The sequence below is a fragment of the Streptomyces sp. M41 genome (genome assembly GCF_043673425.1).
GTDB lineage: Bacteria > Actinomycetota > Actinomycetes > Streptomycetales > Streptomycetaceae > Streptomyces.
In genome coordinates this window covers 98,047-113,514 of sequence record NZ_JBIMKE010000001.1, presented here as the reverse complement: position 1 = coordinate 113,514, position 15,468 = coordinate 98,047, and the positions used below count along the sequence as shown (strand labels likewise).

Below are 15,468 nucleotides of genomic sequence, written 5' to 3'. Positions count from 1 at the left end.
TCATCTCACTGCGCTTGTCGGGAACTTGATGGCCCATCAACCCGACTGCTGCAAGGGGCGGTACGGCCTCCCGGTGGTCACGGGCGCAGGCCACACAGGAACGCCCACCGCGGCGGTAACCTCGGCAGCGTGATCAGCCATTCCCGTGGCGCCGGTATCGCCGAGGTGAGAACCCAATCGGTACTCGTCATCCTGTTCGACGGTGTACAGCCCCTCGACGTGGCGGGTCCGGTGGACGTGTTCTCCTTCGCCGGAAGCGCGAGCACGCCTCCCTACGTCATTCGTACGGCTTCACTCGGAGGCGAGAGCGTACGATCCGCCGGCGGTCTGCAGCTGGTTCCTGATCTTGATCTGGTGGACGTCGAGGATCCCGACCTGCTTCTCGTACCTGGCGGGCCGGGTGTGAGAGAAGTCGACAGCCGACTCGTGACCTGGCTGCGCGAGCGTGCTCCTCACGTGAGACGCCTGATGTCGGTGTGCACCGGGGCGTATCTCCTGGCCGAGGCCGGCCTGCTCGACGACCGCCGGGCGACGACTCACCGGGATGCCTGTGAGTACCTCGCGAGCAGGTTCCCCTGTACGTGACGCTCACCGTGGCGCTCGTGGCGGCCGTCACCGCCGCGATCTCCATCGGGACGGTCACCGTCCCCGCAGAGGACATATGGCATGTGATCCTGCGTCACATCATGGGCGACCCCCCGCTTCAGAACCAGATCGTCTGGGAGCTGCGGCTGCCGCGCGTCCTGGTGGCCGCGGTGGCCGGCGCCGCCCTGAGCGTCATCGGGGTCGGTCTGCAAGCGCTGGTTCGCAGTTCGCTCGCGCATGTCCGCGCGGGAGGCCGCACGCCGGCGCGCGATCGTCACCCAGAACACCGTGCTCGGTGCCGAGTTCTCCGTCGAAGAGGTCGTCGCCATGGGCCGCACTCCCCGCAAGGGGATGCTCGACCGGGACGCGGTCTCCTGCCGCGACCGCGTCGCCGTCATGTCGGAGGGCCGGCTCGTGGCGGTCGGGGTGCCGGCCGAGGTCCTGACGCCCGGCCTCGTGCACGACGTGTTCGGCGTGCGCGCGGTGCTCGGCACCCACCCGATCACCGACCGCCCCCGCATCGCGGTCGCCTCCAGCACCCATCGACCACTGCGCCACCAGAGCAACTGAGGGAGTACCCACCATGCAGGTCGCGATCGTTCTCTATCCCGGTTTCACCGCACTGGACGTCATCGGCCCCTACGAGGTCCTGGGCCGTCTCCCGGACAGCGAGGTCGTCTTTGTCGCCGAGCGTCCGGGGCTCGTCCGCAACGACCTGGGCAGCCTCTCGGTCGATGTCGTCGCCTCTCTCGCCGATGTGCCGAATGGTGCTCGTCGGCGGCGGCCCGGGGCAGGCGGAGCAGATGTCCGACCGGAACCTGCACGAGTGGCTGCGGACCGCCGACCGGACCTCGGCGTGGACGGCGTCCGTTTGCACGAGATCCTTGATCCTCGCCGCCGCGGGAGTCCTCGGCGGTCGGGCCACGACCCACTGGGGTGCCCTTGAGCATCTCTCCGAGTTCGGTGTCACGCCGACGAACGAGCGGGTCGTCGTCGACGGTCACTACGCGACCGCGGCAGGCGTCTCGGCGGGCATCGACATGGCTCCGACCCTGGCCGGCGGCCTGATGGCGGGCGACGACGTGGCACAGGCCCTCCAGCTCCTCATCGAGTACGCACCGGAGCCGCCCAACTGTTCGCGCTGTTCCCGCACAGCTGACTGCCTGACCGACTGCCTGCTCGGGGCGCGCGCAGCCGTGGCGCCGCCCCGTCAGGAACCGCCCGTGCTCGGCGGGGTCACCTTCGCCACCGCCTCGACCGCTCCTTCGTGCTCGAAGTGCAGCGTGAACGCCACGTACTGGCCTGCCTCCCATCCCTTGTCCGCGCGCAGCGTCACATTGAACCTGCCCGGGGCCATGGCGACCGTCTCTCCGGCCGGGACGGCGATCGAGTCGAGCTCCTGGTCCGTGGCGGTGTTCTCGGTGAGCATGCGGTGACCGTAGAGGGCGGGGGTGCCGGGTACGGCTTCCGTCGTCACCTTCAGCAGCCGGTCGTCCGAGCCACCGGAGTTGGTGAGGCGGAAGTACGCCGAGGTCTCCGGCGTATCGCCGTACGACAGCCAGACGCGGCCGTCGCTGACAGAGATGTCCGGCGGGCTGCCCGCGTTGCCCGTACTGACCCAGGTGGTCAGGGCACCTATCGCGATACTGCATGCGGTCACGGGTGCGAGAGCGGCGAGCAGAGTGTCGTTGAGCCGGCGGCGGGTGGGCCGCCAAAGGGAAGATCCGGTCACAGGACACCCCCGTGGGCCGTGCGTGCGGTGGTCTTACTGCTGGCCGGCCGGGCCGACGGCGTCCGGACCGGTGACGGTCGCCAGGCGCGCAGCCGCAGGCTGTTGGCGACGACGAGGACCGAGCTGACCGACATGGCGGCGGCAGCGACCATCGGGTTGAGCAGGCCCACCATGGCGAGCGGCACGGTCACGACGTTGTAGCCGAAGGCCCACAGCAGGTTGGCGCGGATGGTGCCGAGGGTGCGCCGGGCGAGCCGTACGGCGTCCGCCAGGGCTTCGATGTCGCCGCGTACGAGGGTCACGTCGGCGGCACCGATCGCCGCGTCCGTGCCGGAGCCCATGGCGATGCCGAGGTCGGCTCCGGCCAGCGCAGCCGCGTCGTTGACGCCGTCCCCGACGACCGCGACCCGGTAGCCCTGCTCGCACAACTCGCGTACGAGGTCGGCCTTGTCCTCGGGGGTGCAGCGGGCGTGCACGTCGTCGATGCCGAGTGCGGAGGCGACGGCCCGCGCGGGCGCCTCCCGGTCGCCGGTGGCGAGCACCGGCTTCACGCCGAGGCGGCGCAGCCGGTCCACGGCACGGTAGCTGCCGGGGCGGACGACGTCCCCGATCTCGATGAGCGCCTCTGCCACGCCGTCGACCCGGACCACGACGGGCGTGTGCGCGGCGGCCTCCGCCACCGGCAGCGCGTCGGCCAGGTCGGCGGGCAGCTCGCAGTCCGGCGCGATGACCTCCACCAGCCGACCCTCGACCCGCCCGCGGACCCCCCGGCCCGCCGTCGCCGCGAAGTCGGTCACGTCGGGCAGCCCTTGCCCCTGCCCGGCGCGGGTCGCGTACGAGACGATCGCCCGGCCCAGCGGATGCTCCGAGCCCTGCTCCACCGCGCCGGCCAGTCGCAGCGCCTCGTCCCGGCCGAGTCCGCCCGCCGCCGCGGTGACCCGGGCGACGCTCATGTGTCCGGAGGTGAGGGTGCCGGTCTTGTCGAGGACCACCATGTCAAGGTGCTGCAACCCCTCCAGCGCCTGCGGACCCGCGACCAGGACGCCGAGCTGGGCACCCCGTCCGGTGGCGGCCATCAGCGCGGTCGGCGTCGCCAGGCCCAGCGCGCAGGGGCACGCCACGACCAGGACGGCCACACACGCGGTGACCGCCGACTGCGGATCGGCCCCCGCCCCGAGCCAGAAGCCCAGCACGGTCACGGCCAGGGCCAGCACCACAGGCACGAACACACCCGCGACCGAGTCCGCGAGCCGCTGCGCCTTCGCCTTGCCGGCCTGCGCCTCCGTCACCAGCTTGGTGATGCGCGCGAGCTGGGTGTCGGCGCCGACCGCCGTGGCGCGTACGAGGAGCAGCCCGCCCGCGTTGACGGCGCCGCCGGTCACGGCCGAGCCCGGCTGGACCTCGACCGGTTCGCTCTCTCCGGTGACCAGGGACAGGTCCACTGCGGAGGAGCCCTCCGTCACCTCCCCGTCGGTGGCGACCCGCTCACCGGGCCGGACGACGAAGACCTGCCCGACGCTCAACTCCTCGATGGGCACGAGCCGTTCGGATCCGGCGGCGTCCCGTACCGCGACCTCCTTGGCGGACAGCTCGGCGAGGGACCGCAGGGCGGCTCCGGTGCCACGCCGGGCCCGTGCCTCCAGATAGCGGCCGGTGAGCACGAACAGCGGGACGCCGACGGCCGCTTCGAGGTAGACGTGCGCCATGCCGTCGGAGGCTTCGGGTAGCAGGCTGAACGGCATCGTCATGCCCGGCTCGCCCGCCCCGCCGAGGAACAGCGCGTACGCCGACCAGCCGAAGGAGGCGACGACGCCCAGCGAGACGAGGGTGTCCATGGTCGCCGTCGAGTGCCGCAGCCCGCGCAACGCCCGGATGTGGAACGGCCACGCGCTCCAGACGGCGACCGGCGCGGCCAGCGCGAAGCACAGCCACTGCCAGTTGCGGAACTGCCAGGCGGGCACCATCGACAGCACGAGCACCGGCACGGACAGCAGCGCGGTGATCAGCAGCCGCTCGAGGTCCAGCCGGGTCGCGTCCTCGGGCCCTGACTCGGAGTCGGCCCCTGACCCGGACCGGGACTCGGTCTCGCGGTCCCCGCGCCGCGGCTTCGGCGGCTCGGGCAGCGCGGCCGTGTACCCGGCCTGCCCGACCGCCGTGACCAGTTGCTCCGGGCTTACGTCGGCCGGGTGCACGACGCGGGCGCTCTCGGTAGCGAGGTTGACCGTCGCGGTCACGCCATCAAGCTTCCCGAGCTTCTTCTCCACCCGCCGTACGCAGGCCGCGCAGGTCATCCCGCCGACGTTCAGGTCGGTGGTGACCAGTACGGGAGCGTCTCCCACAGGCGCGGGTGTCTTTTCCGCAGCCATCAGCCGCCGCTCCCGTGATCCATGTTCATGCCGTCCATGTCGTCCATGTCCGTGGCGCCGCCGTCCCCCGTCTTTCCGTCGCCCCCAGTGCCGGTCCCGGTCTCGGTGCGGTGCATGCCGGGTGCGACGGGCCCGGCCTGGGCACCGACGGCGTACGACACGGTGAAGACCAGGGCGAGCAGCAGGAGGAACCCGCACAGGGCGGGTGGCGGTACGAGTCTGCGCAGGACCGCGCCTGCCCCTGGGGACGAGGACGACTGCTCGGGTTCTTCCATCACCGGCCTCCTGGTGCCTGTCGGGCGGACCGGACGAAGTGTTCACCACGGGTTCCGGGCCGGCCGTTACGTTTCAGGAGTCGGGCCAGGTGGCGTACGGGTTCCCGCGTCACTCTATGGTGTGCATCACATCAGCCCCACGGTCCCAGCCGGTGTCGCCCTGCCACAAGGACGCGATCCGGACAGCTCGCAGGGGCGGTTCCGATCGGCTCGGAATCAGCAGGAGGGAATCTCTCGGCCGTGCCCGGGCACGGCCGCAACCCGAGAACGATGCGTAACAGGTCATAGGCACGTGATGCAGGACATGCCCGGGCGGCGTAGCCTCTGAACGGCCGTAACAGGGCCATGGGTACGTGGCCCGCTCCCCCGGCGGAACCGGTCTCCGGCGCCGGCCGAGCACAGCCCCCTCTCAACCCCGTGGGAGACGCCATGATCCAGAGCAAGGAACTCCTCGACAGCCTCACCACCAGCGGACCTCTCGGCACCGACCTCCTCGCCCGAGCCGTCGATGTGCTCTCCGACTGCGAAGAGGCCGTCACCGCGTGTGCGGTCGGCATGCTCGCCCAGCAGCACGGCGACATGCGCGCGGCGATCGCCCACCACATGGACTGCGCCGACGTGACGGCCGCCACCCGCCGCCTGTTGACCCGGGGTGCTCCTGACCGCACGCTGCTCACGGCCCAGGTCGAGGCGGACCTCATCGCCTGCCAGGTCAACCACGACCTGTGCGCCGCGCACGCGGCACACCATGAGCACTGCCGCATCTGCTCGGAGGCCACCGGGCAGGCCCTGGACGTGTGCCGGGAGATCCTGGCCGCCGTCCGCGCGTGACGCGGACCCGGGCCGGCATCTGCTCGCCGGGGCCGGCCGCGTACGGGCCGAGCCGTCTCAGGCTGCTCCGCCACGCCGGCTCCTGAACCACCACACGCCACCGGCTAGGGCGAGGACGGCCACGCCGATACCGACCGGCACGGCGACGGGCATGCCGTCGTCGTCCTGGGTGGCGTCCGCCGCCGGCGTGGCCGACGCCTCCTGCGCCGCCGCCTCGGCCGGGGCGGGGCTGGAGGGCGCGGTGCTCGTCGGCGCCTCGGTGGGGGTCGGGCTGACGGACTCCGCGCCGGGTGCGGCGGCCTTCAGCTCCAGCCGCGGCGCGGGGTGACCGTGCCCGTGCCCGTGGTCGTCGCTCTCTTCCTCCTCCTCGATCCAGCGGTCGATCTGGCCGTCGCTGTAGGTCTGGAGCGTCTTGAAGATGAGCGTCTTGGCGTCGGGCAACTGCCGTACGGTCACGACGTACTCGGCGTCCGTGCCCACGGCCAGCTTCGGCCCGGACACCGTGTAGCCGCGGCCGGTGGGGGTGAGTTTCCAGCCCTGCGGGCCGTCCTTGTAGGTGATGTCCTGCGGGGTGATGCCCTCCGGCAGGATCACCTCCAGCTTGCTGATGCCGGCGGAGGCGGACTCCGACGCCGCCGTGAAGGTCAGCGCGACGTTCTGGTCGAGCGCCCGCGCATCCTTGGCTTCGACCTCCGCGTGGGCCGCTGCCGGCCCCGCGGTGGCGACGACCACGGCGAGCGCGACCGCGCCGAGGACGCCGGTACGGTGCAGCCTGCGGGCCCGGATCGATGGGGGCATCGGTAACTCCCTCATGGTGGGTGGCGCTGTGTCGCGGTGGTGCGACGACGGCCACGAACGACCGGAAGCGGAGTCCCGGACGGGCCGTGTGCGGAATATGGCCGCGGTCCGGCGCCGGGGCGGGCGCGCGACCGGAAACCATGTCGCGCGCCCGCCCGGAACGCGGGGCTTCCCGGCATCAGGCCACGGCGCACTCGGCACGGTGAACGGAACCGGACTCGTCCGCCACCATCCCGGCCAGCGCCAGCCGGGCGCGCGAAACCCGGGAGCGCACGGTGCCGACCGGGCATCGGCTCGCCTCCGCGGCCTCCGCGTACGGCAGCCCGAGCAGCTGGGTGAGGACGAACGCCTCGCGACGGTCGCCGGGCAGGGAATCGACCAGCTCCATGAGGGCGATGCCCTCGTCGAAGCCCGGCAGGTCGAGAGGTTGGGTGCGTTCGACTGCGATCTGCCAGTCATCCATGTCGGCCGTCCTCGGCCGGCACGCCGCCCGGCGCAGGCTGTCGGCGACCGCCCGACGGGCGATCGACAGCAGCCAGGTCCGGGCCGAGGAGCGGCCCTCGAACCGGTGCAGCGCGCTCAGCGCACGCAGGAACGTCTCCTGGGTGAGGTCGTCGGCCGCGGTCGCGTCGTCGGCGAGGGACGCCACGTAGCGGCGTACGTCACGTTGGAGGGCGCGGACGAAGCGGTCGACCGCTTCGGTGTCGCCGCCGGCGGCGGCGAGCGCCCATGCGGTGACCGTCTCGTCGGTCACGGCGGGCAGGGCAGAGGTCATGGTCTGCGTGGTCCCTTACTCGAATCCCGTCAGCAGGCCGGGCCGGAGAAGACCGGAGCCCGGCGGCGGTACGGGTGGGGAGGTCCGTTCGCGCGGACGCGCGCACGGGAACACGCCGTCGCATGAAGCGCGGCGGCGGTGGTCCGGCTGTCAGAGGACAGCGACCGTCCCGGGGGGACCGCGGGTGGTGAGCGAGTGGACGAGGAGCGCCTGCCGCATGCGCTGACGAGGGTGGGGATACGGCCGGAGGGCCGCCGGACGCGGCAGGGGACGGAGCACCGCGAGCACGAGTCGCAGCGGCACGAACGCCCGGTCGGCACACGCGCGCAGCAGCGCGAAGGCCGCGCGTTCTCCCTGGGCCAGCCACAGCCCGCACAGGACGGCGGCCAGTACGTGGGCGGCGAGCATGCCCCAGGAGGCGGTGCCCGTCATCTGGCTCATGTCGTGCATGCCCGGCATGGACGCCATGTCATGCCCCACGGACGTACCGGCGCCGGTGTCGCCGTGAGCGGCGGCGGCGTGCATACGGTGCGTCAGCCCCGCCTGTACGGCGATGTCGTAGGCCCGCGCCGCCTGGGCGGGGGTGGGATTCGGGCCGCACAGCAGAAAGGCGACCCATTGCCGCACGGACTGTGTGCCGCCCCCTGCGGACGCCGCCGACGTATGACCGCCGGAGTGCGGCTGTGCGAGGGTGAAGCCGACGTGCAGGCACGCCTGGATGGCGACGGTCAGCGCCGCGACCGTACGACGGCGGCGCTCCTGGGCGCCGAAGACCCAGCCGACGGCAGCGACCGCGGCGGTGCCGGACAGCAGCATCCACCAGGGCAGCCCGGCCCCCGACATCACGGCATGTCCGACAGTTGCGAGTACGACACAGACGGCTGCGAACACCGCGGCCCGCACCACTCGCAAAGGCCCACTGACAGACATGACGGCTCATCCTGGCATCCGCCGACCGGAGCCAGACACCCGGGGACGCCACTGGCGGGACGGACGGGACGCGACGGGTGAACGGGCCGGAAGTGCGCGCCGATCCGACCCTCTCCGCCCCGACGTGAAGTGACCGCGGTCACAGCCCACTCCGGGAACTCAGTACGATGCCGGCTCGACTCCTGTAGCGGCGGCCCAGGCCGACGCCCCCACCGGGACATGAACTCGGCCGCCTCCGGGCCCCGGAGGTCGAGGCATCAGCCGCGGCGGGCTCGTCGTGCATCTGAACATCGGCGCGTACGGCGCCCTGGCGCTGGAGTGGCCTCGTGGTTACAGCAAGCGGACTTCGCTGGATCCTGACTCTGGCGTTCGCGCTTCCCGTTCTCTACGGGGTGTGGCGCGTTCTTCTGCCCCGAACCGGCCTCGACGAGCGGGTGGATCACGCCCTGCACGCGGCGATGGGTGTGTGCATGGTCGCGATGACCTGGCCCTGGGGTATGGAGTGGCCGGCCGTTCCTCAGGTCGTGCTGTTCTCGCTGGGCGGGTTGTGGTTCCTCGCCGCGACGCCGTTCCGTGCCGGCGACCGCTCCCGGGGCGGGGCGGCACTCGCGGCCTGGCCGCATGTCGTGATGATGGGGGCCATGGCCTGGATGGTGGCGGCCATGGGATCCGCCCATACGACGTCCGGCCACGGGGAGTCGGGCGGCGTGCATGACATGCACGGAATGGAGATGTCGGGGGACTCCGGGGTCGCCGCCATGAGTTTGACCGGGACCGGGCCGAGGGTGACGGCGGCTCTCCTCGCCGCCGCCCTGGCGGTCATCGGTCTGATCTGGCTCACCCGCACTCTGGACCAGGCCAAAGATCGGGCCGAGGGCGGGGACGACCGGGTGGCCGAGGGCGGCACCGTCTCTGTGGACACAAGCGTCGCTGTGGCAGCGAGTGTCTCCGTGGACACCGGCTCCGAGGGCGCTCTGGCTCACGCTTGTCATGCCGCGATGGCGCTGGGTATGGCGGTGATGTTCGTCCTGATGGTGTGACGTGACCTCGGCACGGCTCACCGTGGGCGGGACGCTCACCATGGTCCACGCCCTTCCGTTCTTCCGTGTCGGCCACCGAGTCAGGCTCCCGCCCGGCGGCCGACGACGAGAAGAAGTACCTGTCAGGCCGCGACCGTTTCGGCCACCTCGTACCCCGCTTCGACGATCGCCGCACGCAGCAGCGCGTCGTCCAGGTCCGTGCCGCCGACGGAGACCGAGCCCGCCGCCACGTCGACGTCCACCTCGTGCACACCGGGAACCTGGGACACCTCCTCCTTGATGCTCGCCGCGCAGTGCCCGCAACTCATGCCGGTGACGAGGTAGTGCTTCCGTGCCATGGAGCAACTCCTGGGTGTCGGTGAGGCGTCCGTTCGCCTCGAAGTACGCAGGCACCGGCCTGGGTGTTCAATCCGGTGCCGTCCGCATGCCTGTCGTTCAGTCAGTCGTTTCGGACTCCGACCCAGTTCCGTGCCGTGGCGCGCGTCACCTGGGTGGCGTAAGCCACGACACCTGTCCGCGCCGGTCGTGCCCGTCGCGCCGGTCAGCCTCCGGAGGTTCCGGCGGTCGTCCGGCGGCTCCGGGCGGCACCGACAGCGAGGTCGATCGCAAGGAAGGCGGCCAGGGGGATGCCGAACAACGGTATGACCCACCCGATGAGCGCGACCACGACGATGCCGACCGCGACGCTCCAGGACGGCATGCCGCGCCAGCCACCGCGGGCGGGCGGAGTTCCGAGGAAGGTCCGGCGGTCGGCGCGCGTGGGACGGCGCTGCCACCACATGCGGTAGCCCCAGAGGATCACGCAGATCAGGCCGATGGCCAGCAGGGCGAGCACGATCTGGTTGACGATGCCGAACAGCAGGCCCATGTGCCCTTGGACGCCCCAGGTGGTGAGCTTGGCCAGAAGGGGCCAGTCGGCGAAGTCCACCCGGTCGACCACCTTCTCGGTGGCGGCGTCGACGGCGACGGTGTCGCGTCCGACGGGCCAGAGGTTGCGGGTCTGCGACACGCTCCAGGCGCTGGCGCCGTCCTCCGGCACGCTGATCGAGACCGGGCCGTCGATGCCGTTGTCGCGAGCCGCTTTCAGGACGCCGTCGATGTCGCTCGGGTCGGCGCTCTTCGGGGCCCCGGAGTCGGCACCGGAGGCGTCCGCGCCCGTCAGGGCAGTGTCCACGTAGGGCGTGCTGGACTTCAGCGAGTCCAGGGCCTTGCTGAAGTTCTCCCCCGCGTAGGTGGACCAGGTCAGACCGGTCGCGGAGAGGAACAGCATGCCGAGGGCGATCCACACACCCGTCGCGGCGTGCCAGCTGCGCGTGCGGCGTACTCCGCCCTTCTTCGCGCCCGTTTCGGGAAGCAGCAGACGCCGGGCGGTCCGGGTGCCGCGCCGGCGCCGCCACCACAGGACCAGTCCGCCGAGGACGAGCACCCACAGCCAGCTCGCGGCCAGCTCCGAGTACAGGGTGCCGACCTCACCCAGGTGGAGGTTGCTGTGCAGGACGTCCAGCCAGGTCGTGAGAGGAGTCGAGGTCCACCAGGTGGTCAGCTGGCCAGTGACCTCGCCCGTGTAGGGGTCGACGTAGACCGTGTGCGCCTTGTCACCGAGTTCGGGGAGTGCGAAGTCCACCTGCGTGGTGCTCTCGCCGCTACCCGGACGCACTGCGGTCAGCGTGCCCTCCGGGTGCTCGGCACGGGCACGGGCCACTTGTTCGGAAAGGGGGAGGGCGCTGTCACCGGTTTGCGCGACGGTGAGTTCCTTGCCGTAGACGAGCGAGTCCAGCTGCGGCGTGAACGCGTAGAGCAGCCCGGTCACGGCGGCGACGAGCAGGAACGGCGCGACCATGACGCCGGCGTAGAAGTGAAGTCGCGTCAACAGCGCGCCGAAGCCCTGCGGTTGCCGGGCCGACGGGGCCGTCGCGGTCGCGGTGGCCGTCGGGGGCGCCGTGGTGGTCCCCGCTGTCGCCGTCGCTGTCGCCGTCGCTGCGGCCTCGGTGCTTTCGTCGGCCGATCCATCCGGTTCAGGCAGATCGGATCTTTCGGAGTTGACGGACATCAATCTCACCTCATGCTGTGTCGGCGGTGCGCGAGACACCGGAATCCGTGCAGGACAGCCGACGCCCGGCGGACGACCCGCGAGTCACTCCACCGCCCCGTTTTCAGCCGCTGTCCTGAAGTAGTCGGATGGACGGCCGCTGGAGTTCCCGCCCGCACCCGAATTTCTCCGAGCCCCCTACGGCAGGCTCCCGGCACCGCCGCCCATGGCGTCGTCGGACCGAGCGCACGGCAACCTCAGATGGTCGTTGGGCAAGGCGCTCTGGTTCCCCGGGACGGGAGGGACAATCCCCACGTGGGAAATCACGGTGTCCAGGGCTCCCCGACCAGACCGCGGCGTGCCACGATGACGCCACCGGGCCACGTAGGAATTCGCCTTCCCGAGCGTGGCCCGGCCCGTGCCCGCTGACCGCCATGTCGCCACACCCCGCTCCGGTCCCGGTACGGGCGCCGGCCGGCGGGCTCAGGCCGGCACCGCTGACGTCCCGGTCGGCGCCGGGCGGTGCCGGCGGCCGGGCAAGAGGCCTTTCACCTGGGGAATCACAGCGACGCCATCGCGGCGATCTGCCGCCCGACCGGCAAGGGCGCGAGATCTGACCGCCGGACGGTGCGGAGCGCCGTCGTGGAACGGACGCTGTCAGGCGTGACGATGCCCCGCACCTGGCACGTGTCGGCATCGCGTTGGGATTCGACCTGCCGCCACTCGCTACCAGTACACATCACCACCGGCCTTATTGGACACTGCAGAAGGCCGGGTTCAGGGTGAAGCTGGAGGTGCGTGCGTACGCGCGGCTGGAGAGCGACCTGCTGGCCAAGAAGTTCGACGCCGCCGTCGTCTCCCGCAACATGATGCTCGACACCGGCGACCCGGTGAGCGTCCTGGCCAGCGACTACGCCTGCGACGGCTCCTACAACCTGTCGTTCCTGTGCGACAAGAACGTCGACAAGCTGATCGCCGCCGCCCAGACGGAGGCCGACACCGCCAAGCGGCAGGACGGCGCGATGAAGGCGGAGGCCGCGATCCTCGGCACGGACGCGGAGATCCCCCTCGTCCACCTGAAGGTCGTCACGGGCATCGGTACGTCCGTCAAGGGCGCGATCCTCGACCCGTACGAGCGTCAGTTCGTCGGCACCGGGACGCGGTCCTGAAGTCCATAGCCGCACCCCCTAGCCGGTACGCCGCCGCCCTGCGCTCCTTCGCGCGGGGCGGCGGCCCCACGTTGCTGTGGCGGGCCGCGCTCACCGCCGCCCTGGTGTGCGTGATCGGCCTGCTGCCCTGGCTGTCGCGCACGGACCCCGCGCTGACCGTGCTCAAGGCCCGGTCGACAGAGCGCGCCCCGACCCCCGAGACACTCCGCGCCATCCGCGAGCAACTCGGCCTGGACAACGGCCCGTTGGCCCTGCTCTGGCACTGGCTCGGCGGACTGGCCCTGCTCGGCGCGCTCGCGGTGACGGCGACGGGAGGGGTACGGCTGCCCCGGCGGCGGCGCTGGAACCCGAGCGCACCCACACCGGCCGCCCAGCGGAAACCGGAGGCGGCCCCGGAGCCCGACCGACCCGCCGGGTCCTGGCCTCCGCCGCTCCCGACTCCTCCCCCACCGCCCCCCGCTGACGGACCTGACTCCCTGGCTGATGACCGATGACTGCGACTGACGTGTTCACCCGCCTCCTGCGCCGCCGCGCCACCACCCCCAAGTCCCCCCGGGAGCAAACCTGGAGACACCTCTCCCCGCTCCTCAAACTGCTGATCCTCACCCAACTCGCCTTCAACATCGGCTTCTTCGCCGTCCTGCCCTTCCTCGCCGAGCACCTCGGCGCCGGCATCGGCATGGCGGGCTGGATGGTCGGCTTCGCCCTCGGCCTGCGGACCTTCAGCCAGCAGGGGCTGTTCGTGGTCGGGGGCTGGCTCGTCGACCGGTACGGGGTGCGGCCCGTCGTCCTCGTGGGCTGTGCCCTGCGGATCGCCGGGTTCGCGTGGCTGGGCTTCGCCGAGGCGACCTGGGCGGTGATCGGCTCGGTGCTGCTGATCGGCTTCGCCGCCGCGTTGTTCTCCCCGGCGGTCGAGTCGGAGGTGGCCAGGCAGGCGGTGGTGTGGGAGGAGGAGGGCCACGGGTCCCGTACGCGGGTCCTCGCCCTGCTCTCGGCGGCCGGGCAGGCCGGGTGCGTTCGTCGGCCCGCTGCTCGGCGCGCTGCTGCTCGCCGTGGACTTCCGTACCGCCCGTCTCGCCGGGGCCGGGGTCTTCGTCCTCGCCGGGCACGCCTGGCTGATGCCGCAGCACATACCCGGCCGGGTGCGGGTGACGGAGAAGGGCGGCCTACGGCTGGTGCTGCGCAACCGCCGCTTCCTCGCCCCGGTAGCTGCCTACGGCAGCTACCTGCTCGCCTACAACCAGCTCTACCTCGCCCTGCCGGACGAGGTGGAGCGGGCCACCGGCTCGCAGACCGCGCTGTCCTGGCTGTTCGCCCTGTCGTCCCTACTGGTGGTGTGCGCGCAGCTGGGGGTTACGCGGTGGGCGGGCGACCGGCTCGACCTGCGCCGCTCCATGGCCGTCGGACTGCTGCTCATCGCGGCAGGGTTCGCGGTCGTCGCGGCGGCCCGCCCGGCGGGCTGGACGGGCCTCGCCGGGCTGCTGCCCGCCGCCGGGTACGTCGTCCTGCTCACCGTCGGCCAGATGCTGGTCGTGCCCCCCGCCCGCGCCTGGGCGCCCGACCTCGCCGAGGAGGGCCGGCTCGGCCTCTACACCGGCGCGCTGTCTTCCGTCTCCGGCGTCATCGTCCTCGTCGGCAGCTCGGCCACCGGCTCCCTTCTCGACGCGGGGCTTCCGGCGGCCGTGCCGTGGCTGGTCCTGGCCGCCGTACCGGTCATGACGTTGGGGCTGCTGCCGCGAAAGTGACGAAGTCGGCCCAGGCGGCGGGGGCGACGGCGAACTGGGGGCCCTGCCGGTCCTTGGTGTCGCGGACGTGGACGGCGGTGGCGCAGGGGGCGACCTCGACGCAGTCGCCGGAACCGCCGCTGCTGTGGGTGGACTTGTGCCAGGGGAGAGCTACTTCGACACAGTCGTCGCCGTCACCGCTGCTGTAGGTGGACTTGCGCCAGGAGAGGGCGACTTCGACGCAGTCGTCGCCGGAGCCGCCGCTGTAGCTGCTCTTGAACCAGGCCAGGTCGGACGTGTTCATAGTTCCCCTCGCATCCGCTGCAACAGACTCACGGAGTCCTTGATGGTGAGAGCCTGCGAACGCATCCTGGCATACCGCATCTTGAGCATGCTGACCACCTTTGGATCAGCCACGAGCTGGCCGCTCTCCTGCCCCTCGCAGTACGCGTACCACTGGTTCTCCGGGGTCTCCAGGAGCCGCATGGGCCCGTCCAGCCCGGCATGAGTCTCCTGGATCTGCGGCATGATCTGGAACTCGACGTTCCGAAGCTCCGCGGCCTCCAGTACATGGTCGACGAGTTCACGCGTCACCTCCGCCCCGCCCGTGCGCCGCAGCAACACCCCCTCCTCCAGGATGAACCCGAACGCCGTGTTCGGCCGCTCCCGCAGCAGCCGCTGGCGTTCCGCCCTCGCCGCCCACAGTGCCTCGATCTGCCCGTCGTCCATAGGCGGGAGCTGGTTGGTGAACAGCGTCCGCGCGTACGCCTCCGTCTGCAACAGCCCCGGCACCAACCGGCATTCGTACGTGTACAGCGTGATCGCCGCCGCCTCCAGCCGCGCCCACTGCCGGAACCATGCCGCCAACCCCGGCTGCCGGGCGACCCGTTCGAGAGTCTTGCGCAACACCCCCGTGTTCCCGGTCGCCTCCTCCGCCCGCTCCACGAAGGCGACATCCGGCATCCGCCGCCCCAACTCCACCGACGCCACCGTGTGTTTGGAGTACCGGACGATCTCCGCGAACTCCTCCCGGCTCAGCCCCGCGTGCTCGCGCAACGCCTGAAGCGCCGCCCCGAACGTCCGCAGGCTGTCCGCCCCGTCCGGCTCCCCGCCACCCCGTACGAACGTGTCCTCGACCACCCTCGCCCCACCTTCCGCTCACACCCCGCTTCCAACTCGCCCATGGTTACTGGCTGTTATCGGTGCTGTCCAGT

At 71.6% G+C, this 15,468-nt stretch carries 14 protein-coding genes and 5 pseudogenes; 9 read left to right on the top strand and 10 right to left on the bottom strand.

The genetic code is table 11. The annotated features are described in order from the left end of the window. The first annotated feature begins 129 nt into the window (after positions 1-129). The 4 genes and pseudogenes from ACHBTE_RS00530 to ACHBTE_RS00515 form a co-directional block, all read left to right on the top strand. Entirely contained in the window at positions 130-585 is a 456-nt protein-coding gene (locus ACHBTE_RS00530; RefSeq protein WP_394721212.1) for a DJ-1/PfpI family protein, read from the top strand. After that, positions 582-809 (top strand): annotated as a pseudogene (locus ACHBTE_RS00525) (iron chelate uptake ABC transporter family permease subunit); the annotation flags it as partial. The gene ACHBTE_RS00530 and the pseudogene ACHBTE_RS00525, both read left to right, overlap by 4 nt. Before the next feature lie 13 nt (positions 810-822). Next, on the top strand, positions 823-1,155 hold the full coding sequence (locus ACHBTE_RS00520) for a hypothetical protein (protein ID WP_394721211.1): 333 nt from the start codon (positions 823-825) through the stop codon (positions 1,153-1,155). A 13-nt stretch (positions 1,156-1,168) separates the two neighbouring features. Next, positions 1,169-1,715: pseudogene (locus ACHBTE_RS00515) on the top strand (DJ-1/PfpI family protein); the annotation flags it as partial. An 80-nt stretch (positions 1,716-1,795) separates the two neighbouring features. Here the strand turns inward: ACHBTE_RS00515 and ACHBTE_RS00510 are convergent. From ACHBTE_RS00510 to ACHBTE_RS00500, 3 genes are all read right to left on the bottom strand, one after another. Continuing rightward, positions 1,796-2,245: a copper chaperone PCu(A)C gene (locus ACHBTE_RS00510; RefSeq protein ID WP_394721210.1), complete on the bottom strand. Its 450-nt coding sequence runs from the start codon at positions 2,243-2,245 to the stop codon at positions 1,796-1,798. Positions 2,246-2,313: 68 nt separating this feature from the next. Continuing rightward, positions 2,314-4,683, bottom strand: coding sequence for a heavy metal translocating P-type ATPase (locus ACHBTE_RS00505; RefSeq protein ID WP_394721209.1), 2,370 nt, complete (start codon positions 4,681-4,683; stop codon positions 2,314-2,316). After that, entirely contained in the window at positions 4,683-4,958 is a 276-nt protein-coding gene (locus tag ACHBTE_RS00500) for a hypothetical protein (RefSeq protein WP_394721208.1), read from the bottom strand. Before ACHBTE_RS00500 ends, ACHBTE_RS00505 begins: the two co-directional genes overlap by 1 nt. Positions 4,959-5,387: 429 nt before the next feature. Between ACHBTE_RS00500 and ACHBTE_RS00495 the strand changes: the two genes are divergently transcribed. After that, entirely contained in the window at positions 5,388-5,789 is a 402-nt protein-coding gene (locus tag ACHBTE_RS00495) for a hypothetical protein (RefSeq protein WP_394721207.1), read from the top strand. Between the two features lie 57 nt (positions 5,790-5,846). On the opposite strand, the gene ACHBTE_RS00490 is transcribed toward ACHBTE_RS00495, so the two are convergent. The 3 genes from ACHBTE_RS00490 to ACHBTE_RS00480 all read right to left on the bottom strand — a co-directional run bounded on the left by ACHBTE_RS00490 (position 5,847) and on the right by ACHBTE_RS00480 (position 8,292). Beyond that, positions 5,847-6,587, bottom strand: a complete 741-nt coding sequence (locus ACHBTE_RS00490; RefSeq protein WP_394721206.1) for a DUF1775 domain-containing protein — start codon at positions 6,585-6,587, stop codon at positions 5,847-5,849. Between the two features lie 178 nt (positions 6,588-6,765). Next, entirely contained in the window at positions 6,766-7,362 is a 597-nt protein-coding gene (locus ACHBTE_RS00485; RefSeq protein WP_394721205.1) for a sigma-70 family RNA polymerase sigma factor, read from the bottom strand. Positions 7,363-7,512: 150 nt separating this feature from the next. After that, complete coding sequence (locus ACHBTE_RS00480) at positions 7,513-8,292, bottom strand: hypothetical protein (protein WP_394721204.1); 780 nt, start codon at positions 8,290-8,292, stop codon at positions 7,513-7,515. A 326-nt stretch (positions 8,293-8,618) separates the two neighbouring features. Between ACHBTE_RS00480 and ACHBTE_RS00475 the strand changes: the two genes are divergently transcribed. Next, positions 8,619-9,332, top strand: coding sequence for a DUF5134 domain-containing protein (locus tag ACHBTE_RS00475; protein WP_394721203.1), 714 nt, complete (start codon positions 8,619-8,621; stop codon positions 9,330-9,332). Positions 9,333-9,454: 122 nt separating this feature from the next. Here the strand turns inward: ACHBTE_RS00475 and ACHBTE_RS00470 are convergent, their stop codons facing one another. Together ACHBTE_RS00470 and ACHBTE_RS00465 are read right to left on the bottom strand one after the other, a co-directional pair. Then, positions 9,455-9,670, bottom strand: coding sequence for a heavy-metal-associated domain-containing protein (locus ACHBTE_RS00470; RefSeq protein ID WP_394721202.1), 216 nt, complete (start codon positions 9,668-9,670; stop codon positions 9,455-9,457). A 203-nt stretch (positions 9,671-9,873) separates the two neighbouring features. Beyond that, positions 9,874-11,382 (bottom strand): PepSY-associated TM helix domain-containing protein, encoded by a 1,509-nt coding sequence (locus ACHBTE_RS00465; protein ID WP_394721201.1) that lies wholly within the window; start codon positions 11,380-11,382, stop codon positions 9,874-9,876. 740 nt (positions 11,383-12,122) lie between these two features. Between ACHBTE_RS00465 and ACHBTE_RS00460 the strand changes: the two are divergent. The 3 pseudogenes from ACHBTE_RS00460 to ACHBTE_RS00450 form a co-directional block, all read left to right on the top strand. After that, positions 12,123-12,530, top strand: a pseudogene (locus ACHBTE_RS00460) (ABC transporter substrate-binding protein); the annotation flags it as partial. Between the two features lie 38 nt (positions 12,531-12,568). Then, positions 12,569-12,808 (top strand): annotated as a pseudogene (locus ACHBTE_RS00455) (ABC transporter permease); the annotation flags it as partial. 212 nt (positions 12,809-13,020) lie between these two features. Continuing rightward, positions 13,021-14,275: pseudogene (locus tag ACHBTE_RS00450) on the top strand (MDR family MFS transporter). Here ACHBTE_RS00450 and ACHBTE_RS00445 read toward each other — a convergent pair. Then, positions 14,244-14,558 (bottom strand): DUF397 domain-containing protein, encoded by a 315-nt coding sequence (locus ACHBTE_RS00445; RefSeq protein WP_394721200.1) that lies wholly within the window; start codon positions 14,556-14,558, stop codon positions 14,244-14,246. The pseudogene ACHBTE_RS00450 and the gene ACHBTE_RS00445 sit on opposite strands and share 32 nt — an antisense overlap. Next, positions 14,555-15,394: a helix-turn-helix domain-containing protein gene (locus tag ACHBTE_RS00440; protein WP_394721199.1), complete on the bottom strand. Its 840-nt coding sequence runs from the start codon at positions 15,392-15,394 to the stop codon at positions 14,555-14,557. The genes ACHBTE_RS00445 and ACHBTE_RS00440 overlap by 4 nt, the downstream gene beginning before the upstream one ends. Positions 15,395-15,468: the final 74 nt, after the last annotated feature.

Bases quoted from the DNA above. Each gene is read 5' to 3' on its own strand.
- ACHBTE_RS00520 (WP_394721211.1), top strand. From the start codon at position 823: ATGTCCGCGCGGGAGGCCGCACGCCGGCGCGCGATCGTCACCCAGAAC.
- ACHBTE_RS00505 (WP_394721209.1), bottom strand. From the start codon at position 4,683: ATGGCTGCGGAAAAGACACCCGCGCCTGTGGGAGACGCTCCCGTACTG.
- ACHBTE_RS00500 (WP_394721208.1), bottom strand. From the start codon at position 4,958: ATGGAAGAACCCGAGCAGTCGTCCTCGTCCCCAGGGGCAGGCGCGGTC.
- ACHBTE_RS00495 (WP_394721207.1), top strand. From the start codon at position 5,388: ATGATCCAGAGCAAGGAACTCCTCGACAGCCTCACCACCAGCGGACCT.
- ACHBTE_RS00490 (WP_394721206.1), bottom strand. From the start codon at position 6,587: ATGCCCCCATCGATCCGGGCCCGCAGGCTGCACCGTACCGGCGTCCTC.
- ACHBTE_RS00485 (WP_394721205.1), bottom strand. From the start codon at position 7,362: ATGACCTCTGCCCTGCCCGCCGTGACCGACGAGACGGTCACCGCATGG.
- ACHBTE_RS00480 (WP_394721204.1), bottom strand. From the start codon at position 8,292: ATGTCTGTCAGTGGGCCTTTGCGAGTGGTGCGGGCCGCGGTGTTCGCA.
- ACHBTE_RS00470 (WP_394721202.1), bottom strand. From the start codon at position 9,670: ATGGCACGGAAGCACTACCTCGTCACCGGCATGAGTTGCGGGCACTGC.
- ACHBTE_RS00465 (WP_394721201.1), bottom strand. From the start codon at position 11,382: ATGTCCGTCAACTCCGAAAGATCCGATCTGCCTGAACCGGATGGATCG.
- ACHBTE_RS00445 (WP_394721200.1), bottom strand. From the start codon at position 14,558: ATGAACACGTCCGACCTGGCCTGGTTCAAGAGCAGCTACAGCGGCGGC.